This is a genomic window from Snodgrassella alvi, from assembly GCF_002777425.1.
Lineage (GTDB): Bacteria > Pseudomonadota > Gammaproteobacteria > Burkholderiales > Neisseriaceae > Snodgrassella > Snodgrassella alvi_B.
On sequence record NZ_MDVC01000107.1, the window covers coordinates 105913 to 130117 of the forward strand.

At 46.3% G+C, this 24205-nt stretch carries 19 protein-coding genes, 1 tRNA gene, 1 other RNA gene and 1 pseudogene; 16 read left to right on the plus strand and 6 right to left on the minus strand.

Annotated features, from left to right (window positions below; translation table 11 throughout):
• Nucleotides 1-6: 6 nt before the first annotated feature.
• Complete coding sequence (locus tag BGI33_RS10610) at nt 7-1317, minus strand: MFS transporter (RefSeq protein ID WP_100091156.1); 1311 nt, start codon at nt 1315-1317, stop codon at nt 7-9.
• Between the two features lie 331 nt (nt 1318-1648).
• Nucleotides 1649-2008, minus strand: an RNA gene (gene rnpB / locus BGI33_RS10615) — RNase P RNA component class A.
• Between the two features lie 143 nt (nt 2009-2151).
• Between rnpB and BGI33_RS10620 the strand changes: the two genes are divergently transcribed.
• The 5 genes from BGI33_RS10620 to prmC all read left to right on the plus strand — a co-directional run bounded on the left by BGI33_RS10620 (nt 2152) and on the right by prmC (nt 8996).
• A complete protein-coding gene (locus tag BGI33_RS10620; protein ID WP_100091256.1) occupies nt 2152-3993 on the plus strand; it encodes an ABC transporter ATP-binding protein in 1842 nt (613 codons plus the stop codon).
• A gap of 103 nt (nt 3994-4096) precedes the next feature.
• Nucleotides 4097-5794, plus strand: a complete 1698-nt coding sequence (dld, locus tag BGI33_RS10625; protein ID WP_100091157.1) for a D-lactate dehydrogenase — start codon at nt 4097-4099, stop codon at nt 5792-5794.
• A gap of 338 nt (nt 5795-6132) precedes the next feature.
• Complete coding sequence (locus tag BGI33_RS13285; protein WP_180296998.1) at nt 6133-6279, plus strand: hypothetical protein; 147 nt, start codon at nt 6133-6135, stop codon at nt 6277-6279.
• 418 nt (nt 6280-6697) lie between these two features.
• A complete protein-coding gene (gene mgtE / locus BGI33_RS10630) occupies nt 6698-8131 on the plus strand; it encodes a magnesium transporter (protein WP_100091159.1) in 1434 nt (477 codons plus the stop codon).
• Nucleotides 8132-8156: 25 nt separating this feature from the next.
• Nucleotides 8157-8996 carry a peptide chain release factor N(5)-glutamine methyltransferase gene (gene prmC / locus BGI33_RS10635; protein ID WP_100091160.1) on the plus strand — a complete coding sequence of 280 codons (840 nt, stop codon included), beginning with the start codon at nt 8157-8159 and terminating at the stop codon, nt 8994-8996.
• A 106-nt stretch (nt 8997-9102) separates the two neighbouring features.
• Here prmC and BGI33_RS10640 read toward each other — a convergent pair whose 3' ends face one another.
• Both BGI33_RS10640 and BGI33_RS10645 read right to left on the minus strand, forming a co-directional pair.
• Nucleotides 9103-9753: a site-2 protease family protein gene (locus tag BGI33_RS10640; RefSeq protein ID WP_100091162.1), complete on the minus strand. Its 651-nt coding sequence runs from the start codon at nt 9751-9753 to the stop codon at nt 9103-9105.
• 65 nt (nt 9754-9818) lie between these two features.
• The gene (locus BGI33_RS10645) at nt 9819-10439 is read right to left on the minus strand and encodes an L-threonylcarbamoyladenylate synthase (RefSeq protein ID WP_100091163.1); all 621 of its coding nucleotides are present in this window, start codon (nt 10437-10439) and stop codon (nt 9819-9821) included.
• A gap of 179 nt (nt 10440-10618) precedes the next feature.
• Between BGI33_RS10645 and BGI33_RS10650 the strand changes: the two genes are divergently transcribed.
• The 5 genes and pseudogenes from BGI33_RS10650 to BGI33_RS10670 all read left to right on the plus strand — a co-directional run bounded on the left by BGI33_RS10650 (nt 10619) and on the right by BGI33_RS10670 (nt 14592).
• A complete protein-coding gene (locus BGI33_RS10650) occupies nt 10619-11086 on the plus strand; it encodes a macro domain-containing protein (RefSeq protein ID WP_100091165.1) in 468 nt (155 codons plus the stop codon).
• Between the two features lie 26 nt (nt 11087-11112).
• A pseudogene (locus BGI33_RS10655) lies at nt 11113-11568 on the plus strand (GNAT family N-acetyltransferase).
• A 341-nt stretch (nt 11569-11909) separates the two neighbouring features.
• A complete protein-coding gene (locus tag BGI33_RS10660) occupies nt 11910-13046 on the plus strand; it encodes an RNA ligase RtcB family protein (RefSeq protein WP_100091168.1) in 1137 nt (378 codons plus the stop codon).
• Nucleotides 13046-13654 (plus strand): peptide chain release factor H, encoded by a 609-nt coding sequence (gene prfH / locus BGI33_RS10665; protein WP_100091169.1) that lies wholly within the window; start codon nt 13046-13048, stop codon nt 13652-13654. The genes BGI33_RS10660 and prfH overlap by 1 nt, the downstream gene beginning before the upstream one ends.
• Before the next feature lie 293 nt (nt 13655-13947).
• Entirely contained in the window at nt 13948-14592 is a 645-nt protein-coding gene (locus tag BGI33_RS10670; RefSeq protein WP_180298981.1) for a DUF421 domain-containing protein, read from the plus strand.
• 538 nt (nt 14593-15130) lie between these two features.
• Here BGI33_RS10670 and BGI33_RS10675 read toward each other — a convergent pair.
• Nucleotides 15131-15207: transfer RNA gene (locus BGI33_RS10675), tRNA-Met, on the minus strand.
• A gap of 79 nt (nt 15208-15286) precedes the next feature.
• Nucleotides 15287-17899 carry a DNA mismatch repair protein MutS gene (gene mutS, locus BGI33_RS10680; RefSeq protein ID WP_100091171.1) on the minus strand — a complete coding sequence of 871 codons (2613 nt, stop codon included), beginning with the start codon at nt 17897-17899 and terminating at the stop codon, nt 15287-15289.
• A 205-nt stretch (nt 17900-18104) separates the two neighbouring features.
• On the opposite strand from mutS, the gene mltA reads away from it, so the two are divergent.
• The 6 genes from mltA to BGI33_RS10710 all read left to right on the plus strand — a co-directional run bounded on the left by mltA (nt 18105) and on the right by BGI33_RS10710 (nt 23750).
• A complete protein-coding gene (gene mltA / locus BGI33_RS10685; protein WP_100091172.1) occupies nt 18105-19412 on the plus strand; it encodes a murein transglycosylase A in 1308 nt (435 codons plus the stop codon).
• A 143-nt stretch (nt 19413-19555) separates the two neighbouring features.
• On the plus strand, nt 19556-20992 hold the full coding sequence (locus BGI33_RS10690; protein ID WP_180296999.1) for a hypothetical protein: 1437 nt from the start codon (nt 19556-19558) through the stop codon (nt 20990-20992).
• On the plus strand, nt 20989-22140 hold the full coding sequence (locus BGI33_RS10695) for an alpha-glucan phosphorylase (protein WP_100091173.1): 1152 nt from the start codon (nt 20989-20991) through the stop codon (nt 22138-22140). The genes BGI33_RS10690 and BGI33_RS10695 overlap by 4 nt, the downstream gene beginning before the upstream one ends.
• Before the next feature lie 20 nt (nt 22141-22160).
• The gene (locus tag BGI33_RS10700; protein WP_100091174.1) at nt 22161-22697 is read left to right on the plus strand and encodes a GTP-binding protein; all 537 of its coding nucleotides are present in this window, start codon (nt 22161-22163) and stop codon (nt 22695-22697) included.
• Nucleotides 22698-22702: 5 nt separating this feature from the next.
• Nucleotides 22703-23362, plus strand: coding sequence for a peptidase M23 (locus BGI33_RS10705; protein WP_100091175.1), 660 nt, complete (start codon nt 22703-22705; stop codon nt 23360-23362).
• Nucleotides 23363-23384: 22 nt separating this feature from the next.
• Complete coding sequence (locus tag BGI33_RS10710; protein ID WP_100091176.1) at nt 23385-23750, plus strand: roadblock/LC7 domain-containing protein; 366 nt, start codon at nt 23385-23387, stop codon at nt 23748-23750.
• The last annotated feature ends 455 nt before the right edge of the window (nt 23751-24205 follow it).

Below are 24205 nucleotides of genomic sequence, written 5' to 3' on the forward strand. Positions count from 1 at the left end.
GAATAACTAATTGTCTGCTTGCTGTTGCTTTTCGGTATTCTGCAAGGTGGCTTGAACATGCTGTTCAGCACTGTCGGCATCATACGGGGTATCGGTAGCATCATTGTTACGTGGGTCAAGCTCAGGAGCTATCGGCCCGACATTGCCGGATACGGGTACATAAACACTGCGCTCCGAAATCGGTACGGCCGGCTGCATAAAGGCATATACCGCCAGAACAGTGGCAATAATGGCATACACGCTGTAAAAGCCATAGTGATTAAACAGCTGCATCACTGCACCGAGAAGCAACGGTGCTACCAGTGAACCCAAGCCATATACAAACAGCAGACAGCGATTCACTTCTACTGTATTCATATTGGCGGGTAAAACATCATTGGCGCGCGCCAGCCCCAGTGCATACAGTGGAAAGCCGCTACAGCCGATAGCCAGTGCAATCACACATTGTGCCCAGATATTGCCCGGCATAACTAACAGCAACAGCATACCACAGACTGCGGCTGCCGCAGCTACACAGGCGCAGCCGAAAATGGTGCGCGGACGGCCGAATTTATTCGACAGCCAGGCGATAAACAATTGAATGGTGAAACCGCCAATCATCGCTGAACCAAGAAACAGGGATACTTTAGGCAGGCTGTAACCCAGTTTCAGCATGAATACGGAGCCCATGGTGAAAAAGCCATTAATAAAAATCCCGGCCATAAAACAGGCTAACCACGCCAGTGGGACAATGGAAAGGACATGTGGCAGGCTGATGCGCTCACGCTTAGGAATTTCCGGTTGCTGCATACGTGTCAGCCCTACCGGTAATGTGGCGGCAATTACCAGAATGGCTGCCAGCGTGAAGATATTGTTACTGGACATATTCAGGCTCAGCAACAATACACTGGTCGCTGATGATACGTAATACACCACTTCATACAACGCCAGAATCTTGGCGCGGGTTTGCGGGACACTGCGTGCGGTAAACCAGCTTTCCACCACCATTAATAAACTGTAATGACAAAAGCCCAGTACCGCACGCAATACGCCCCACAACCACAACTGTTCCACCATCAGATGGGCGAGGGCGGCAATGGCAAACAGGGCACCAAACACACTGAAGCTGCGGATATGCCCTACGCGCGAAATAATGCGGTGTGACACGATGGCAGAAATGGTGCCACCAACAAAAAAGGCTGCATTCAGAATACCGATGGTGATATTGCTGATCCCCATTTGGGACAGCTTTACCCCAGCCGAATTCAGAAACAGCCCATAACCTGAAAACAGGAAAAAAATGGAACCATATAAAGACAAAAACTGGCGCGTATGCATGCGGATACCGAAAAATAAGAATAGCGAAGCCTGACATCAAACAGCTGTCAATGTACAGGAAGAGAGACTGTAAGATGCCAATTTATAAGTAAAAAACAGTTTATTTTGTGTAGACTAATGACACTGTCCGGTTAATGCTGCCAGTAAATCCCAACATATTCTTTGCAGCAGTTCATGGCATGCTATACAAGTAATATACAGGAGTTTTAAGGCTGATACCGAGTAGCGGTTACCGAGTAATCTATATTGTGCCTGATTGTACAGCAAACTGGCAGTACATAGTCTGATAGAAATTTAAACAGCCAGACGGATAAACAGCAATGCTGGGGGGCACATCAGACAACCGATAAGCCGGGTTCTGTCTGGGACAGTCATTCATCTGGGCGACACATTACTGTGCCGCTCAAGCAACCTACCCGAATGCTCGGCGAGCAGCGTCAGCGCATTCTGTTTGGTCTTGCTCCGAATGGGGTTTGGCCTGCTACACGTTGTTACCAACGGCACGGTGCGCTCTTACCGCACCATTTCACCCTTACCTGTGCTATGGGTAAACCACAGCCATCGGCGGTTATGCTTTCTGTTCCACTTTCCGTCGCCTCACGACGCCCGGCTGTTAGCCGGCATTCTGCTCTGTGGAGCCCGGACTTTCCTCCATGCACGTATTGTACACAGCGACTGTCTGGTATGCTGATGTGCCGGCAGGATTTTAACACAAACCAATGAGAGCTGATTTATATTTCAGATTATGTATAATGATTTCGTTTATCATTTTTCTGGCTGCAATAATCGTTTGTGCGGCCGTTATGGCTCAATTATGCAGAAAGTCCACGCAGTATGTTATTGAACCGATTTTTAAGCTGGTTTGAAAACCGCATTGATGCTTATCCCGAGACTTTGCCGCAGCCGTCGCGAAAGGGTGTGCTGCCGTTTATCTGGAGCTGTCTGGAGGGCGCACGCCTCTGGCTGCTGATAATGGTAATTATGACCATAGGTACGGGGATTCTGGAGGCTTTGGTATTCCGGTTTCTCGGTACGGTGGTCGACTGGCTTGGTGGCTATGCACCAGACAGATTGTGGCCGGAAAAAGGACATGAGCTGATTCTGATGGCGGCGGTAATGATATTCAGTATTTTCTGGTCGTTTCTGTCTTCCAATGTGCAATTTCAAACCTTACAGGGCGCTTTCCCGATGCGCTTGCGCTGGAATTTTCACCGCCTGATGCTCGGGCAGAGTATGGGTTTTTATCAGGACGAATTTGCCGGACGGGTTTCCGCCAAAGTAATGCAAACGGCGCTGGCGGTGCGCGATACAGTGATGTCGGTGGCCAATATGCTGGTGTATGTACTGGTGTATTTTGTCACCAGCGGCATTATTCTGGCCGGTATGGATAGCTGGTTATTATTGCCATTTGTCCTGTGGATTGTGTTGTTTGTGCTGGTACTGCGCTTTTTGATTCCGAAACTGTCTAAAACCGCCCAGCAGCAGGCGGATGCACGCAGCCTGATGACCGGCCGCATTACTGATGCCTATACCAATATTGCTACGGTAAAGCTGTTTTCTCATAGTGCACGTGAAGCTGCCTACGCCAAGGCATCCATGCAGGAATTTCTGGTGACGGTCAACGCGCAGATGCGGCTGGCTACTTTGCTCGACAGTCTGAGTACCGCGATTAATATTATGCTGGTGGTCAGCTCCGCCGGTCTGGGTATCTGGTTATGGATAAATGGGCAGGTTGGTGTCGGTGCGATTGCCACCGCTACGGCAATGGCGTCGCGGATTAATGGGTTGTCACACTGGGTAATGTGGGAAAGTGCGCGCCTGTTTGAGAATATCGGCACGGTGGAAGATGGCATGAAAATCCTGTCCCGTCCCCATACAATTGTGGACAAGCCAAAAGCTCTGCCGTTAAAGGTTAATCAGGGCGCAATTGATTTTGAGCATGTGAATTTCGCCTATAGCGACGATAAACCGCTGTTGCGCGACTTTAATCTGCATATCCGTGCCGGTGAAAAAGTGGGTCTGGTAGGGCGCAGTGGTGCCGGTAAAACCACGCTGACTAATCTGTTGCTGCGTTTTTATGATGTAAAAGGCGGGCGCATTCTGATTGATGGTCAAGACATTCGTGATGTTACGCAGGACAGTCTGCGCGCGGCATTGGGGCTGGTAACGCAGGATACTTCGCTGCTGCACCGTTCTGTGCGCGACAATATTGTCTATGGGCGCCCGGATGCCTCAGAAGAAGCGATGGTACAGGCAGCACAACAGGCTGCTGCTGATGGCTTTATTCCGGCATTGAGCGATGCCAAGGCACGGCATGGCTATGATGCCCATGTCGGCGAACGCGGGGTAAAACTGTCTGGCGGGCAGCGTCAGCGCATCGCTATTGCGCGGGTGATTCTGAAAGATGCTCCTATCCTGCTATTGGATGAGGCCACCAGTGCGCTGGATTCAGAAGTGGAAGCGGCTATTCAGGAAAATCTTACCCGGCTGATGCAGGGTAAAACCGTGGTGGCCATTGCGCATCGCTTGTCTACGATTGCAGCCATGGATCGGCTGATTGTGATGGATAAGGGGCAGATTGTCGAGCAGGGGACACATAGCGAGCTGCTGGCCAAAAATGGCGTTTATGCCATGCTGTGGCAGCGGCAGAGTGGAGGTTTTCTGCCTGAGGCCTGATGGCTACTGCCTCATGTTAAAGTTCTTTCCGTTAACATATAATTGTTCTAAAATGGCCTGTACTGATTAGAAATAAGTAACTGTATACAAAAGGAGAAGTAATATGGATATCAATATACATACAGGCCTCGTTCATACATTACAGGCAATTGTCGGACAAGAACATACCCTCACCGATCCGGCGCGTACTCTGCCTTACCGGCAGGGCATCCGTTTCGGTGTGGGCGATGCTATGGCTGTCGTGCTTCCGGGTACACTGGTTGAGCAGTGGCGCGTATTAAAAGCCTGTGTGGAAGCCGACGTGATTGTCATCACTCAATCCGCCAATACCGGCCTCACCGGTGGTTCTACTCCGGATGGTAACGATTATGACCGGCCGATTGTGATTGTCAGCACGCGCCGGCTGGATGGCATTCAGGTGATTGAAAATGGCGAACAGGTAATCTGTTTGCCGGGCAGTACCCTGTATCGTCTGGAAAAAGAGCTGAAAAAATACCAGCGTGGCCCGCATTCCGTGATTGGTTCATCCTGTATCGGCGCATCGGTTATGGGCGGTGTGTGCAACAATTCAGGCGGTGCGCTTATCCAGCGCGGCCCTGCCTATACCCAGATGGCTGTTTTTGCTCAGCTTGATGAAAACAGCCAGCTGCATTTGGTTAATCATCTTGGCATTGAGCTGGGAGATGACCCGGAAACCATTTTGCAGAATCTGCAAAATGGTCATTACAGTGATAAAGACATCAAGCGCGATGCCGGCATGGGACATGACCACGAATACCGCGACCATGTGCGCGAAATTGATGCAGATACGCCAGCGCGCTTTAATGCCGATCCGGCACGCCACTATGAAGCTTCCGGCAGTGCCGGACGTCTGATGGTATTTGCCGTGCGTCTGGATACTTTCCCATTAGAAAAAAATTCTGCGGTTTTCTATATCGGCAGCAATGATACGCATGAGCTGGATGATATTCGTCGTCATATTCTCAGTACATTCAAAAATCTGCCGGTATCGGGCGAATATATGCACCGTGAAGCTTTTGATATTGCTGCGGTATATGGCAAGGATATTTTTGTTGCCATTCAGAAGTTCGGTACCGATGCCATGCCGCGCCTGTTTGCTTTCAAGAACTTTGTCGACCGTACCTTGGCAAAAATTCCGTTTTTCCCGAAGAATTTTTCAGACCGTTTTGCGGTATTCATGTGCAAATTCCTGCCTCAGCACTTACCTCAGTCAATCCGTGACTACCGCGACCGTTACGAGCATCACCTTATCTTGAAAATGGCTGACGATGGTATTGCCGAAGCAGAAGAATTTTTGCAAACCTTTTTCGAGCAAAAAACCGGCAGTTATTTCCGCTGTAATGAAAAAGAAGCCGAAGCCGCCATGCTGCATCGCTTTGCCGCAGCCGGCGCGGCTACTACCTACCGCAATGTGCATAGCGATACGGTAGAAAACATTGTTGCGTTGGATGTGGCCTTGCGGCGCAATGACAGCGAATGGTTCGAAACATTGCCACAAAGCATTAATCAGCACTTTATTCATAAAATGTATTATGGCCACTTTTTCTGCCATGTTTTCCATCAGGACTATATTGCCAAAAAAGGTACCGACTGCAATAAGGTTGAAGATGAAATGCTGGTATTGCTGGATCAGCGTGGCGCGCAATATCCGGCAGAACATAATGTTGGCCATTTATATCATGCCAAGCCAGCCCTGAAAAAATTCTATCGCCAGCTTGACCCAACTAATAGCTTTAATCCCGGTATTGGTAAAACCTCGAAAAAGAAATACTGGGCTTAATCTAACAGCTTTTGCTACTAATACCACCAGCGTTCAGCAACGTCTGGTGGTATTTTTTATCCAGCAGCAACAATTGGTGTTATGCAGGCAGATTGGTGAGTTTCTATTATAAATAATTGAAAATATGGATACTTAATCTATATGAATACACGGAGTATGCTGTGTTTGATTACACCAGTGGCGTAACAGACAGAAAAGAGAGAGCAATATGCAATAGTGTTATCTGGGCAAAAGCGGGCAGGGAGTATCTGCTTTGGGTTTGGGCTGTATGGGATTAAGTTTATGGACATGGCTCAGCTACGGATACTACACAGGCCATTGAACTGATTCGTGCTGCGATGGGTGAGGGTGCAACCCTGTCTAATACAGATGAAATTTATGCTCCCTATCAGAACGGGGAAGTAGTAGGGCAAGCCTTAAAGCTTTATCGTCAGCAGATGGTGATGGCCACCCAATCCCAGATTACCAGCAATGAAAACAAATAGCAGATTTTAAATTGAAATCTTCTTTGAGCACAGCAATCATCCTGTCTACTGTGTGCCTGTATAGCATTAATACTGTTTCAGCGCAGGCAGGTGGCTGAGTTATTACTGCCACTAATGTATATCCAAACAGGTAATGCAATACCTGTTTGAATCTGTATTACATGTTTGTCATTAATATTTAACTTCAAATCCTGACACAGCCTCACTATAGCTATATTAATACTTTCCATTGCTGGCGGTTATACAGCATAAAGTAACAGTATCTGGCTAAAATCCGTGTACAATAATATACCCATAGCCTGCCGAAGCAGGCTTTAATTTATCTATCAGGCAAGGACTGCTGCGTCAGGATATATGGCCTGTACGCATGGCAGTAACATCCTGAGTTACACAGTGCAACAATTAGGACAACGATACAATGGATAGCCATAGCAATCCCAGCGAGATGGAACGTCTGCATCTGGACACCGACCACATCTGTGAGCTGGTTGCTACTCTTTTACCAGTTGCCGAACATATTCATTCGCATACCCAGTCTTATTTACAGACACCGGAGCAGCAGCGGGCACTGGCTGAGCTAATTGCCGCTTTGCACGAACTGCATCCTGCCGATATGGCTACCTTGCTGGCATCATTGCCATTGCAGGAACGTATGCTGGTATGGAAGCTGGCTACACCTACTGAAGATGGTGAGGTATTACTGGAAGTTTCTAATCCGGTGCGTGAAACCCTGATTGAGAATATGGCACAGCAGGAGTTGCTGGCTGTTCTGAATAATCTGGAGGCCGATGAGCTGGCCGAGCTAGCACCCGATTTACCCAAAGAGGTTGTCTATGAGGCAATAAGCAGCCGCGATGAAGAAGAGCGAGCGCAAATTACCGCTGCCATGTCGTTCGAAGACAATCAGGTTGGCGCACTCATGGACTTTGAGTTGGTCAGTATTCGTGCTGATGTAAGCTGCGAAGTGGTATTACGTTATCTGCGACGGTTTGAACGTCTGCCCGATCATACCGATAAAATCTTTGTTGTTGACAATTATGATGTGTTGCAAGGCGTATTACCCATCCGCAGTTTGTTGGTTGCTGACCCGGACTTACTGGTTTCTACTGTTATGGCCGATGATGTGGTTACCTTCCGGCCGGAAGATGATGCAGAAGAAGCGGCCGCCGCATTTGAACGCTATGATCTGGTAACAGCACCGGTAGTAGACAGTAACCGCAAATTAATCGGACGCATTACCATAGATGAAATGGTGGACGTGATTCGCGAAGAATCCGAAACCGATATGCTGAATATGGCCGGCTTGCGGGAAGAGGAAGATTTATTTGCGCCAGTAGTCGATTCGGTAAAAAATCGCTGGATTTGGTTGGCTGTCAATCTGTGTACCGCTTTTGTGGCCAGTCGCGTGATTGGCATGTTTGAAAACTCAATTGAAAAAATTGTGGCACTGGCTACCCTGATGCCGATTGTGGCCGGTATTGGTGGTAACTCCGGTAATCAGACCATTACCATGATTGTACGTGCTATGACTTATGGTCAGATTAGCAATAGTCAGGCGTGGCGTCTGCTGCGCAAAGAAGAGGGCGTTGCTCTTGTCAATGGCATTATCTGGGGCTCAGTGATGGGCATAGTTTCCTATTTCCTCTATCACAGTGTCGGCATTGGTTTGGTGATGGTGGCCGCCATGACACTGAATCTGTTACTGGCCGCTACCGTAGGCGTGCTCATTCCCGTGTGCATGCAGAAAGCCGGCCGCGATCCGGCACTGGGCAGCAGTGTGCTGATTACGGCGGTCACTGATTCCGGAGGCTTTTTTATCTTTCTCGGTCTGGCCACTCTGTTTCTGTTATAAACCAATCGGCTTTGCTAAGTAAATAATGAATACAAATTTACCCATTACCATTGACGGCTGGTTACACAACTGTGACTTACCACGACTGGAAGCGCGCATGTTGCTCCAGCAGGTGCTGGATATCAACCATACCTACATCATTACTCATGGCCAGCAGCCATTGAGCATTAGCGAACAGGCCAGCCTGAATCAATTGGCACAGCGACGGCTGGCAGGTGAACCATTAGCCTATTTGCTTGGCTGGCGCGAATTTTACAGCCGGCGTTTTCAGGTTTCTTCAGCAGTACTGATTCCCCGTCCGGAAACCGAACATCTGGTAGACGCTGCGCTGGCACATTTACCTGAACAGGGCACTCTGTGGGATTTGGGTACAGGCAGTGGTATTATCGCCGTTACCATTGCCTGTGAACGGCCTGATGCGCAGGTATGGGCAGCAGACATCAGTAAAGAGGCACTGGCTATCGCAAGTAGCAATGCCATAGCCTTGCAGGCAAATGTACATTTCGGGCAGGGTTCATGGTATCAAGCGCAGCCCCAGCCAGAACCGCATAGTGTAGATGTGATTGTATCTAATCCACCGTATATCGCCGTACACGACCAGCATTTGCAGCAGGGAGATTTACGCTTTGAGCCGCAGCATGCACTAACAGATAATCATAATGGTTTGAGTGCACTGGCAACGATTATTGCCGGTGCCGCAGCCTTTCTGTGTCCGGCTGGCTGGCTGTTACTGGAACATGGGTTCGATCAGGGAAAAGCCGTGCGTGATATGTTGGCGCAACACAGTTTTAGCCAGATTCACACCCTGCCTGATTTAGCCGGTCTGGATAGAGTCACTTTGGGACAAAGCAATATCAATCCCTGATTTGCCGTAGCTTAACTTATTCATTCAAGATAAAAATATCAGGCCACAGAAACAAAGTCTACGGCCTGATATTATTTGTCATTATTTATTGTAGTATGAATAATAATCAGAACAGATTGATTAAAAAAGACATCATTGAAATAATCAGATTGGTAAATGGCCACAGGATAAACGATAGTAAACCGCTGATAATCATAAATATAATAATCCATGTACCGTATGGCTCCAGCTTACGGTACTGCATCGAAGCACGAGGCGACAGAAAGCTATTAACAAACTGGGCGCCTGGCTGCGGTGGAATTGGCAGCAGACTAAAAAAGCAAAACACGGCATTAAACTGAATACCCATTACTCCCATCAATGCCATCGGTTCTTGAAAATATTCCGGTACCCAGCGACTGAGAATCACCACAATTGTCCAGCACAGACACATCAGTAGATTAGCTAGTGGGCTGGCAATGGCTACCAGACGCTCACCTGTGCGCCTATTTTTGAAATTGCGTGGGTCAATCGGTACCGGCTTGGCCCAGCCAACCATAAAATAACCTTGCAAAACAATGAGTGTAAAGGCTGGGACAATAATTGTTCCAATAATATCAATGTATTTGGCCGGGTTCAGGCTTAGCCTACCCATCGTCTCAGCCGTACGGTCTCCACAATAACGTGCCATATAACCACAGGCCGCTTCCGAAAGAGTAATAGCCAGTAGAATCGGTAAAATGGCCAGCAATAAATAAGCTAAATCAAATTTCTGCAAGGTAAAATCCTTAAAACATAAATAAAAACTACCACACTGAGCACAACATAGTACCAGTTTGTTTTTTACAAACCAAATACGGCCGTATTACCTTTGCCTGCACGTACCAGCGAAATACCCTCAGTCATATCAATTACTGTTGTTGGCTCCGTACCACACCAGCCACCATCTATCACCAAATCAACTGTATGTTCCAGCTGGTCACGTATCTCATACGGATCAGTTAAAGGTTCACTTTCATGTGGCAGCATCAGCGTACACGATAACATCGGTTCACCCAGATTCTGTAATAACGCCAGCGCAATCCGATTATCCGGTACACGTAAACCAATGGTTTTACGTTTTGGATGCAACGTACGGGCAGGTACCTCTTTAGTCGCCTGTAAAATAAAAGTATAACTGCCGGGCGTTGTGGCTTTGAGCAAGCGAAATTGGCTATTATCTACTCTGGCATAAACGCCCAGCTGACTTAGATCATGGCACATCAGCGTAAGATGGTGTTTCTGGTCAATACCGCGCAAACGCAGAATACGCTCCATTGCCTCTTTATTACCCAGTTGGCAACCCAGTGCATAACAGGAGTCAGTTGGATAAACAATCACACCGCCATGACGAACAATATCCGCTGCCTGAACAATCAGACGTTCCTGCGGATTAGTAGGATGGATAGCAAAAAACTGTGCCATAAATGTCTTCCTCAGCTTGTATTCATAATTGCAATCAGTTATTGTAAACATAAGCATGCCACACTGATAGACAATAATATGCCCGACTAGCTATTAAGAAGTATTACAGGCAATAAACAGATATAGCAAATATTTAGACGGGTATCAGTATAAACAGAAATTTTGCGGAAAAATTCACCATGCAGCCTGACATCGTCTATGGAAATTTATTGGAGCAACCTGTTGATGTTATCGTCAACGCATGGAACCGGAACATCATTCCATGGTGGTTACTGTTGCCACAGGGTGTATCCGGTGCCATCAAGCGAAAAGCCGGCTATGCACCCTTTCGCCAATTAGGCAGAGCTGGGGCGCTTAAATTAGGTTCCGCAGTTGTTACTAGTGCCGGTAAATTACCTTATCAAGCCATCATTCATGTGGCTGGCATCAATATGTTCTGGCGCGCCAGCGCTTATTCAATCCGCACATCAGTTATTTCCGCCATGGACATTGTTAATACCCAGAACTATGCTTCTGTTGCTTTCCCACTGATTGGCGCCGGTTCAGGCGGCTTTAGTCCGGAACAGGCACTTGAGCTTATGCAGGAAACATTGTTACCGATTGAAACCAACGCACGAGTTATTATTGTTAAATATATGCCCACTTAATCATTAACTGTACGAGGAATTATTAAATGGTTGATCAAGTTTCTATTGCTCGGGCAACATCAGAGCAGCTTGATGCTGCTGCTTTACTGTTTGCCAGCTATCGTCAGTTCTACGGCCTGGCTGATAATGAAACAGAAAGCAGAAAATTTATTCAGGAAAGACTGGAGAAGCAGGATTCAGCCATCTTCATTGCCTATCATCAGCAACAGGCCTGCGGATTTGTACAGTTATATTTTTCCTTTTCTTCATTATCAATATCGCCCACTATAATCCTCAACGACTTGTATGTCCCTGTAAGCCACAGGCAAAAGGGCATCGCCACCCAGCTCATGTAATACGTGAAAAAATTTGCCCGTGATGGTGGCTACAGTGGCATTTCATTATGCACCGCCAGTGACAATCACAAGGCAAGAGCCCTATATGAACAGGCGGGATATCAAATTGATAACCAATTTGTTTATTATTTTTTAAACTTAAAATAAACCCATAACAAAAGTGCACGAAATAGCCAAACAGTAGTGAAATAGCCACACACCATTAATCATAATCAGCCTATCAGAATAAAAACGGCTGATTATTTTTGACTATCTGTAGAACATAATTTACAGTACGCCACTCTATCAAATCATCAACATTGCAATGGAAAGGAATAATTATGCTTGTACTACCTATCCCTTGCAGGTCAATCCAGGGCTAATCACCTCCTGATCCTTGGCTTCGGCCTGCCAATTTATTCTTCAGCACGCTAATCCTGTTCAGCCCCGATGAACATGGCTAACTATTGCTTGCTTATTACCAAATAAAATAATTGGAATGGATCAGAATGGGCAATTCTATTCAGCCGCTGGCGGACAACATCACCCTGATAGCAACACCAGAACTCTGGTTAGAGGGCGAAGCCATCCAGCAGCTACAAACAACAGCAACACTTCCCAATATTAAATTTGTAGCCGGTATGCCGGATTTACACCCCGGCCGTGGTTATCCGGTAGGTGCAGCTTTTTTTACTACACAATATCTTTATCCGGCGCTCATTGGCGGAGATATCGGCTGCGGCATGTCATTATGGCAAACCACAGTAAAAATCCGCGCCATGAATCAGGCCAAACTGATTAAACGTCTGGGCAATATCGACCAGCCCTTGTCTGAAGCAGAATGCATCAGCCTGTGGCCAGATATCCGGCCACTTGCAGAACACACATATGCTTCCGGTACCATTGGCGGCGGCAATCACTTTGCCGAACTGCAAATGCTGGAAACCATTTATGCGCCGGAAACTGCCCAGCAAATCGGGCTAAACCGGCAACATCTGCAACTGATGGTGCATAGCGGTTCACGTGGTCTGGGCGGTGTGATTCTGGATAAACACATCCGCCAGTATGGCCATCAAGGTTTAGTTGCCGATAGCGCTGCTGGCAGCACTTACCTGATGCAACACAATCAGGCTTTGGATTATGCACAACAAAACCGGGAGCTGATTGGCCGGCGCATACTGGCCAACCTGCGCGCACAGGGGCAAAAGCTAGTAGATATCAGCCACAACTTTATTGAGCCAGTCACCATTAACGGTGAATGCGGCTGGCTGCATCGTAAAGGTGCCGCAGCAGCCACGAAAGGACTGGTGATTATTCCGGGCTCACGCGGTGACTTCAGCTATCTGGTGCAGCCACTGGACACAGCATCCGCGCTGTATTCACTGGCACACGGCGCCGGGCGCAAATGGCAGCGCTCAGCCTGCAAAGGCAGACTGGACGGGCGCTATACAGCTGACCAGCTCACCCGTACTATACACGGCAGCCGCGTAATCTGCTGCGACCGTGAACTCCTGTATGAAGAAGCACCACAAGCCTATAAATCAATCGACAGTGTCATTGCTGCCATGGTTCAGGCCGATTTAATCCGGCCAATAGCACGCTTCAAACCGGTAATCACCTATAAAGTTCAAACGGAGAAAAAATAATGCAACTCTTGCAATTATCTGCCGCTTACGGACCGGCAGAATGTTGTCTGGCGGTGGTAAAAGCGTTGGCACGCTTACAATATGAAGCCAAACAAATGCAGGTTAAAGTAGAAATTGTGGAACAGGAACCAGCTAAACACGGGTTGCATTCAGTACTGGTTACCTTGGAGGGTGCACAGGCCAAGGCATTGGCTGATAGGTGGCAGGGCACCATTCAATGGATTTGCCCCAGCCCTTATCGCCCGCAGCACAAACGCAAAAACTGGTTTATCGGAGCAAGCTGTTTTAACCCAATTGTCCAGCAGCAGCCAGATGAAATTGTCTTTGAAACCATGCGGGCATCTGGAGCCGGTGGTCAGCATATTAACAAAACCGAATCAGCAGTCAGAGCCACCCATGTAGCTAGCGGTATCAGCGTTAAAGTACAAACTGAGCGTAGCCAGCATGCCAACAAAAAACTCGCTGTGTTGCTGCTTCAGCATAAACTGGCACAACAGGCGCAGCAGTTACAGGCAAAACATAAAGCCGCGCAACACAAGCACCACCATCAGATAGCGCGCGGGAATCCGGTGCGTATATTTACCCAACTTGATTTCAAACCTTTATAGTCGTCTACAGGCAACCAGATATATTCATGGTTGCCTGCTAGATATAGCCTGCACATAGCCATAACAATTGCTCTTAAACACGCAATTACAATAAGTATCTTTATGAAAAAAACAAAGTGCATGAGGAAAATAATGTAAATAAATCATAAAAAACAGGTGGCTACCATAGTCTGCTTCAGGCATAACAGATACAGTATCAGCACAATATCTGGCAAAACGCTACGATTGTAAAAGACAATCCATGCAAATCATGCCCAGATAAAACACCTGTTGCGCAGACAAAGGAAGCCATGATGAATCCCATCTATATCAATATCATCTTCAAAATGTTGGTAGCGTTTTGCATATTGCTGGTGTATATCAATTTATCCGGTAAAGGGTCTCTGGCACCGATTTCTGCCATCGATCAAGTAGGTAATGTGGTTTTGGGGGCGATTATCGGCGGCCCCTTATATAATCCCTCCATCAGCATAATATTACTGATGAGTGCATCTATTTTCTGGGCAGGGCTGTTATTACTTGTGCGTTATGCTACATTCAAGCGCAATATCGCTAAAGACTTTGTCGATGGCACCTCAATACGCTTAATGGAAAATGGCATCGTACTGTCACAGAATTTTCGCAAAGCCAAACTGTCTATCCGCGATTTCATCATGTTATTGCATCAGCGCGGCTATCCCAGCCTGGAAGTACTCAGTGATGTCTGGTTTGAATACAATGGCCAGATGACGGTCGTCAAAAAAGGCGATCCAGCCATGGCCGTGGTGGTGATCGAAAATGGTGTAATTAATTACCCTAGTCTGGAAGCATTGGGGCATGACGAAGAATGGCTGGACAAAGAACTAAACCGTCAGGGACAGAAGCTGGAAGAAGTCTTTCTGGCCGAAGTGCATGAACAGAAACTCTGGGTTTATCCGGATGTCAAAAAAGCCAGCTGAAATTACCACAGCATTCCTGCTTCGCAGCCGGGAGCATTAATTCATGTATTTAAATGAAGAAAATAGATAATGAAATTGATACAGTGAAGAATAAACAATAAATTGACCATACAGACTGATTAATTTATAGCAAATGAACGCAATCTTTAAATTTAACGACTATCTCAAATTGAAGAACAGACAGAAATGGTTGATTATCTATTTTTCAGACCAGAATCTGCAATTTACAGGTTGGCTGTAATACTGATTGCCACCAGCAATATGATAAAGATGTTGATATAGTTATTGGCTGAACAACGAAACAGCCTAAGCAGAATAAAGTTTAACGGTGTTACATAAACGTTAATGGCTTGTTATATACCAGCAAGCATTTATTGCCGCATGACCGGCCGCAAAAATCTGTATACAGCATGTAACAACAAAACCATAGTTGAGCTGGTACCTGACCGCATTAAACATTGATTTCAATCGATTGGGCTATTATCTAAATTAAACAGACAAAATAAAATGCCCTGTTGAAACAGGGCATTTAAAAATCTGGTTGCGGGGGCAGGATTCGAACCTACGACCTTCGGGTTATGAGCCCGACGAGCTACCATGCTGCTCCACCCCGCGTCTGGTAAGAAAGTCATTATACGGATAACCAGCGCAATGTCAACTAAAAAGCGGATTAACCATACATATTTTATTATGACTATTGATTTTGCTGATGATTTTTCCAGCAGCGTACCAAATCATATACCGCAGTCAGAGCCGCTTTAGGCGTCAACTCATCGGGATGAAGAGCATTTAGCTGAGCACATAAATCCGCCGGCATCATGGTTGTAGAAGAAGTGTCTGCATCGGCATTGGCCACCTCTGCTTCTACCACATCTTCTGATTGTGCCTGAAACATATCCAGTTGTGGCTGCTCATTAGCAGCATGCTGTTCCAGTGCCTGCAAATACCGGTAAGCAGCATTCAGCGCCCGTGCAGGCAAGCCGGCCAGTTTCGCCACCGCTATCCCATAGCTTTTACTGGCTGGTCCGGGTTCAATATGATGCAGAAAAACAATATCTTGCCCCTGCTCCAGTGCGGCCAGATGCATATTGAATGCATGCGCATACTGTTCCGGCAATCTGGTTAATTCAAAATAGTGAGTAGCAAAAAGAGTATAACTGCGGTTTTTTTGCAGCAAATGTTCAGCAATGGCCTGTGCCAGCGCCAAACCGTCAAATGTAGATGTACCACGGCCAACTTCATCCATTAATACCAGCGAGCGGTCAGTAGCATGATGCAAAATATAGGCAGTTTCCGACATTTCCACCATAAAGGTAGAACGGTTGCCAGCCAGATCATCCGAAGCGCCAATACGGGTAAATATCTGGTCAAACTCTCCCAGAGTACAACTGTCTGCTGGCACCGGTGCACCAATATGCGCCAGCAACACAATTAAAGCTACCTGCCGCATATACGTCGATTTACCGCCCATATTCGGGCCGGTCAGCAACATCAGGCGGCGTTTATCATCAAGCTGGGTATCATTAGCGGTAAACTGGCTAACCTGTGCCGCTACTACAGGATGGCGGCCATTACTAATCTGTAAACACGGATAATTCACCAATTTTGGAAAGCAGTAATGTTCAGTCTCAGCATAGCTAGCCAGCGTAGTTAATACATCCAGACTAGCAGCAGCGCGGGCACAACGTTGCAATACCGGCAGCTCAGCCTGTAACTGCAACAACAGAGCATCATATAACTGCTTTTCCCGGGCTAGTGCATTTTGTTGCGCACTCAGCACTTTCTCTTCAAAAGCCTTTAATTCAGGTGTGACATAACGTTCAGCATTTTTCAGCGTTTGGCGTCGCTGATAGTCTGCCGGTGCCTGTTCAGACTGCACCTTGCTCAACTCAATATAAAACCCATGCACTCGATTAAATTCGACTTTCAGGCTGGATAAACCTGTGCGCTCCCGTTCCCGATTTTCCAGTTGCTGCAAAAATTCATCGCCATGATTCTGTAGACGACGCAGCTCATCCAGCTCGGCATCAAAACCGTCATTAATCACTCCGCCATCGCGCAACCATATTGCTGGTTCAGGCATAATGGCCATAGTTAATTGTTGAGCTACAGGCATTGCCGGCGGAAACTGTTCCAGCAGAGTCTGTACCAGGCTACTTTGGTCAGGTTCTTCCAAACGAAAAGCGGCCAAAACCGCCAGACTGTCACGCAAAGCCGATAAATCACGCGGCCGCGCACTGCCAATTGCAATACGCGCGGCAATACGCTCAATATCCGCCACTTGTTTTAACATTGCAGTAACTTGTGTGCACTGTGGTGCCAGCGCCGCTACTGCCTGCTGGCGGGCGATAATTTGCTCACGTCGGCGTAACGGCTGGTGCAGCCACTGTGCCAACAGACGGCTACCCATATGCGTTGCACAATGATCCAAAACCGAAAACAGTGTCGGCGCTTTCTGGCCGCTTAATGTCTGGGTTAATTCCAGATTGCGCCGAGTGGCTGCATCCATGCCGATATAAGCGGATTCCTGCTCCAGAGTCAGACTATCCAGATGTTTAGGTAACTGCATTTGTGTCTGCTGCACATAATTCAGCAAAGCCCCTGCCGCTCCAATAGCAGCATCATGTTCGCCTGACTGCAAGCCGAAAGCACGTAAATCTTGACTGCCAAAATAGCGCTGAATCATACGGGCACCCGTATCAGCTGCAAATTGCCATGCATGTAAACGGGTCAGTTGCCGGTCTTGGCCAGCGAGATCCAGCTTGTCCTGTGTCTGGTCTGAAAGCAGAATTTCCGCAGCCTGCAAGCGAGCCAGTTCATGCGGCAGAGCTTCCGGCGAAATGATTTTGCAGCGGAATTCCCCGTTTTGCAGCGATAGCCAAGCTACACCAAGTTGTTTTTTCAGCAGAGAAACCGCCACAATCCGGTTGGTTTCCTTATCTTCCAGCAATGCTGTATCAGTCAGCGTGCCTGGCGTAACAATCCGTACAACCTGCCGTTCTACCGGCCCCTTACTTGCGCCCACTTCACCAGTCTGCTCACAAATGGCCACACTTTTGCCCAGCTTTACCAGCTTTGCTAGATACTGTTCCACCGCATGATAGGGCACACCAGCCATTTTGATGGGCTCCCCGTTAATCTGCCCACGAGTAGTCAGCGTAATATCCAACAAACGTGCAGCTTCAACAGCATCATCCAGAAACAGCTCATAAAAGTCGCCCATCCGGTAAAACAGCAGCTTATCCTGATGGTCAGCCTTAATGGCCAGATATTGCGTCATCATCGGTGTCAGGGTGGGTTTACTCATGGCGTAACAAGATATTTGATTTGGCTAAAAAAGCTATTGTAACAGAGTGTTCAGCTTCCGTTTATGCACAAGCGGATATCCCGATAAAAATCCGGCGGCCTGTTGCCCTTGTTTAATGGCGTGGATGACTGTCATAATGATGTGAAAATACGGCTTATGTCCGTATCGTCTTCTATTAAAGAATATGTCAAAAATTATGCCATCAATGAAATTCAGCTTAATTTGCCGTTGGGTGCTGTGGTTTAGTGTGTTATTTCTGGCTGCCTGTACCCTCAGTCATAAACCAGCAGATAGAATCCTGTCTGGTGGAGAAAGTGCATTGACACCGGACAAACCCTTGCCATTAAGCTATGTCTATACGCCGGGTAAAGCCGGTGTCAGCTATCGGGTAGTCTCCTATCAGGAGCTGCCACAATGGTCAAACCAGTCATTTATCGATAGTCTAGAAGCATTTAAAACCAGCTGTAGCAAACTGCAAATACAGCCAGCCTGGCAGACCGTGTGTCAGCAGGCAGCACGTACACCCCGGCACAATCATCAAGCCAAAGCATTTTTTGAAACTTATTTCACGCCATGGCAAGTCAGTCAGAACGGACAACTGGCCGGTACAGTAACCGGTTATTACGAACCCATGCTGCTGGGCGATACCAGACAGACAGCACAGGCGCGTTTTCCCATTTATGGTATTCCTAGTGACTTTGTCGTCGTACCACTCAGTTCAGGGCAGCGTCAGGGAATTGTTCGTATTCGCCTTACCGGCGCAAACAGTGGAGTTATTACGCCTAGTGGAAATTACACGGCCAATCTGGCCTCTTTTCATCTGAATGAGAAAACACGGGCACTGAAGGGCCGGATAAGCGGTAATCAGCTTGTCCCGTATTACACTCGGGCTCAAATCAATGCCGGAGCACTCAATGGCAAAGCGCCTATTCTGGGTTATGCCAATGATGCAGTAGAGTTATTTTTTCTGCATGTGCAGGGGTCAGGGCAGCTGAAAGCACCAGATGGACGGATGTTGCGTCTCAGTTTTGCCGATAAAAATGATTACCCTTATGTATCAATTGGTAAATACATGGCTAACAGGGGTTATTTGCCTCTGGCACAGACATCAATGCAGGGTATTAAGGCATGGTTACAACAACATCCGCAGCAGTTGGCCGAAGTATTAGGGCAAAATCCCAGCTATGTCTTCTTTCGCGCATCAGCAGAACCTGCCAGTGGGCCCACAGGTGCATTAGGTGTACCACTTACCAAAGGATATTCTGCTGCTGTAGACAGTCATTTTATTAACCTTGGTGCACCACTATTTGTGGCAACAACACATCCGGCCAGTGGTTATGGGTTAAATCGGCTACTCATGGCACAGGATACCGGTAGTGCCATCAATGGCGCCACAAGAGTAGATTATTTCTGGGGTTATGGCGATGATGCCGGCATTCTGGCTGGTAAAATGAAGTATCCTGGTTACATATGGCAACTATTACCTAACGGAATGTTGCCTCAGGTTAAATAAAAATCTGGCGAACAAGTGCAAGCTAAGGTAAAATACTTAAAGTATTGACAATTGTATGTGAAGCGTTACCGTAAATGAAAAACATGCATTTAACCATGCGCTCATGCATCTGGCAGTTAACTACAATAAAAGGGATGTAAATTATGGAGTTATATTTGCCTATTGCCCTTTTAGTCATATTGCTGGTTGTATTGCTTGTGCTGAAAAAGCGGCAGAAAGCGGGAGGTCATGCCAAAGGCAAAAGTGCTACCCGCAAAAAACAATCTGCATCCAAACGTAATAAAGGTACAGAAAGCAAGGCTGCACCAGCTGGCGAAGAAGCGGCAGAACCGCTGGCAGATGAAGACTGGGACTGGCAACCCATGCAGCCAGACAAGGCTACAGTTTCTGTTGCCACTGTGGATCACCTTACTGAATATAAGGTTTATAAACAGTTTGGTTACTTCCAGAAAGCTGCTGACTCACTTGCTTCATATCTGGAGCAGAATGCTGCTCAGCAGAGTCCGGCAATGGCCAATACACTGGTCAATGAACTGGCCGAGTTATGTGTAGAAGCCAAAAATACAGATAAGCTTGCTGAAGTAATTGATCAGTATCGCAATTATCTGCGACGGCCTGAGCTGGAAAATCTGATTCGTCAAGGCCTTGCCCTAGATGAGAATCACCTGGGCCTGCGTGTGTTGGCAGAAGATCTGCTGCAGTGGGACATTAAGGAAACGGAAAAAGAAGTTGGTATCAATCAGGATAAAAAACCAGAAGATACCAGACCGGAAGTCGAGTCTGCCAGTAATGCCCAACATATCACTGAACAGCCACATGAATTACTGGTTGAAGGTAATATGGGTAATTTTAAAATTCGTGGCGATGAGCGTGATGTCCTACTAAGCTTCTCCAAACCGGAAAACAGTTATGTATTACTGAAAGAGCAATTGCCCTATGATGCAGCTATCCGCTGCCTGAACAAGGCTATTAAGACATCCAGAAAACCTGCCGGATTGATTATTGATGCCTTGGCGTTGGATTACCGACGCAATAATATCAATGTATTTGCTCAGCATCTGTGGCGTTTATACTATACTTTGGGTCAGTACGGTAATGTTATAAAGGAACGCATGCTGGGTTGGGGCTATAGTCTTGGGCAACATCCAATGTTTGAGCAGCTTGAGGCCAAGCCTAATGAAACTGTGCTGCGCGATATTGGGATAACGCTGGGCTATTTGCCCGTGAATAGCAGTGCACTCAAGGCCAAACGCCTGTCATTGGTCGACAAGGCTGCCTCAGATAATGACGTTGCCGAGACGCCGGCAGAGCGTGTATTGCGTGATGTTGAATCATTGCTTACTTTTGGTCAGTTTGATGAAGCAACGGATTTACTGGAAAAATCAGTCCTGCTTTATCCACAGGAGTCACAGCTCTACATTACTTTATTTGACTTGTATGAACGTGCAGAAGAATGGACACGTCTGGAAAAAATGTTACAGGTAATCCGTGCTGAAATTCAGACGCCACCTGAAGAAGTTGTACTTGCTATGAGTCAATTATTGAAACGTATTAACCACGGTGGTGTGCAAAATCAATGATGAACAATTCAATACCTAAAGTAAAAACTGCCTATGTTTTGCTCGTCAATGTGGATGATCGCCAGACAGCCATGTTGCGCATGGCATTTAAAATGTACAATAGTGTTAACTACCAGCTGATTCAGCCTGAGGATAATGTACAGCCGGAACTAATTCTGGTAGATGGTGACGCAGCCGATGGTGAAGCGGTATGGCAAAAGGTAAAAAAGAAATATCCTGATGCTGTAGTCGTGTTTTTTGGTCGTAATTCACCCTCATTCACAGCACCATATCTGATGAAACCAATCAGATTCGATACCCTGTTTCAGCATCTGCGTAATTTGCAGCAGGGTAATGGTGTTTGGCTGGCTGACAATAAAGCAGCGGCACAGAAAGAAACCGCCACTGAGCAATCTGTGGCCAGTACTGCACAACAGGAGCACAATGCTGTGGATCATTCGCAGCAGGCAGTAACTGTAGTACGTTTCCATACAGATGGAACATTGCTGGGCATGGTACAAAAGCTGGCACAGCAAACTGAAGACACTGCAATCCTGTTTGAAAACAAGCCTGTACTAATTGTTTTTCCAAGTGTTGAAAAAGTATTGCTGGCAGTTGAAAGTGACACTTTACAACAGTTGTGTATGCAAACAGATGTTGAATGGCAGACAAAAGCTGTTCCAGCATCTGCGCCAACCGCACAGCTGCACGATAAAGCCAAACTGACTCTACAAGCCTGTATATGGCAGTTGTCGATATGGACGGCTCGTGGTCGCCTGATCGATCCTATTACACCTGATACAATTATCAAGCTGAAGGCTTGGCCAAATATGACTCGTATGGCTTATCTGCCTGAATCTATGCGCTTGTCAGCTTTTCTGGTGCGTACACCTGTAGCACTTAACACTTTATACAAGCTGTTGCCCGTTTCACTTGAAGATGTATTAAATTATATAGCTGCCACATATTCAATTGGTTCCCTGATTATCGAGCAGCCATTAACTCATTCTGCTACGCAACAGGAAGAAGGAATGACTCTGACCCGGAAAGCACCACAGGCTGTTACCAAACCAGCAGCTGGCGTACAAACGACAGAGCATAATGAAAGCGATGAAAACAAGCCGAAAGGTTTACTGGCACGTTTGATGGGTCGCTTGCGTGGCAATTAATACCTAAGCAGGGAGTAATTATGGTTGAAAATAAAATTATCTTTACCGGCCCAGTTGGGGTGGGAAAAACAACTGCTATCGCCGCATTATCGGATGATCCTCCGATACAGACTGATGCCAGTGCATCGGATATGACACAGGACAGAAAAGGTCATACTACTGTCGCTATGGACTATGGTGTTATTCGACTGGATGAGCATACTAAAGTCCATTTATATGGCACACCGGGTCAGGAGCGCTTTGATTTCATGTGGAGCATTCTGAGCAGGGGTAGTATGGGGTTGATTCTGCTACTGGATAACACTCGTCAGAATCCGCTGAAAGACCTGAAATTTTTCCTTACTTCTTTTCACGATTTGCTGGAAGATGCTCCAGTTGTTGTAGGGGTTACCAAAATGGATTTGAATCCACAGCCAGGTGTGGATGTTTATCAGCAGTATCTGGCACAACACAATCTCAATGTACCTGTATTTGAGGTTGATGCCCGTAATGAGGACGATGTAAAACAACTGGTTACCGCTATGCTGTATTCTATTGATCCAGGTTTGGAAGGATAGTCAGTATGGAATCTACATTACAACTACATCATGATTTGTATCCGAAAGTGATGCCGGCGGGTGCATTTTATGCAGTATCTAGCCCAAGTCACAGTGCCAGCCGTATGTTACTGGCCAATATTCTGCAGGCAGATATTAATGCTAAATTAACAGAAGAGCGTTTGAGGCAATGGGCTGAAACAGATGATGTTCATACTGCATTAAATTTATTGTATCGTTTACAACGCCTCGAATTCTTATATGGAGAAACTAAACCTAGTTCACAACTGGTTAAGGTAACTTCTGATGGATTTGAAGATATTCTGGGTCAACTGTCAGACAGCCATAAGGCACTGCTGGTTGATCAGGATGGTTTTTACTTTGCTAATGTCGGTTTTAATCATGAAACTGCCGAAGAGGTGGCTAATCTGGCCAGTGAGGCAACTAGACTGACAGAAAAACACAGTCTGCTGATTAAAAATAACCTCAATATCTACAACAATGCTATCGGGATCTGTGATCCTGCTGGCCAGAGTGAATTGACATTCTTCCCATTATATATTGGGAATACCAAAAATATTTTGGTAACAGCTGGATTGCCATTACTTAACAGTGAAGCTTTCGTCACTATGGTACGTGGCCTGTTTGTATTGGCTGGTGAAGACATTCATGTGGTAAATGAATAAACATCAATAGAAAGACATCAAGATGCAAGAACAATTACTGGTTTCGGTATTAAGTGATTTAAATAGCTCTTCGGCTGACATTACTGCATCTGCTGTAATTTCCTCCGATGGTCTGCCGGTAGCAACCTTGTTACCGAATGGTGTTGATCCAGACCGCGTTGGTGCAATGGCAGCAGCTCTGCTTGCTTTGGGTAATCGTACTTCCCGTGAATTACAATGTGATGAGCTGGAACAGGTTATGGTTAAGGGTAAGCATGGTTACATTCTGCTGATTCAGGCAGGAGATACCAATGTATTGGCAGTGACTGCCAATGAAGGTGCCAAACTGGGACTAATTTTACTGGATGCCCGTCGCGCAGCCCGCAGTATCGTAGATATCTTACGTTAACTGATTATTATGATGAAAACCCTGTTTCTAGTAATTGGACAGGGTTAAAGGGTTGTAATATCCAGAAGTAAATTGATAACTGTTTTAAAATAGCAGCACAATTCATAATTCTATAGGGAAAAATTAATTTACCACATGTCTTTTGCCATAAAAAAATTTATGTTTTAAAACTAAAACTGAATTTGCTTATGGATTTTATGTTATTGGTGAAACATATTCCTTAATCCCTGCCTAACCTAAGTGTATCTGCTGATAATATTCCTGAATATATTTTGTTGTATTGATGTATTCAACTATATTATTCATATAATAATAAATAATTAGTCTAATCTTAAAATAAATTTAAATTTAGCTGTTGCATGAATTGTCTGAGCTATGCGGATACAGATAAGAAGTGCAGATTAAGCAATTATCAATATGTTTATCATTAATCATAATAAACTTTGTGATAAAAC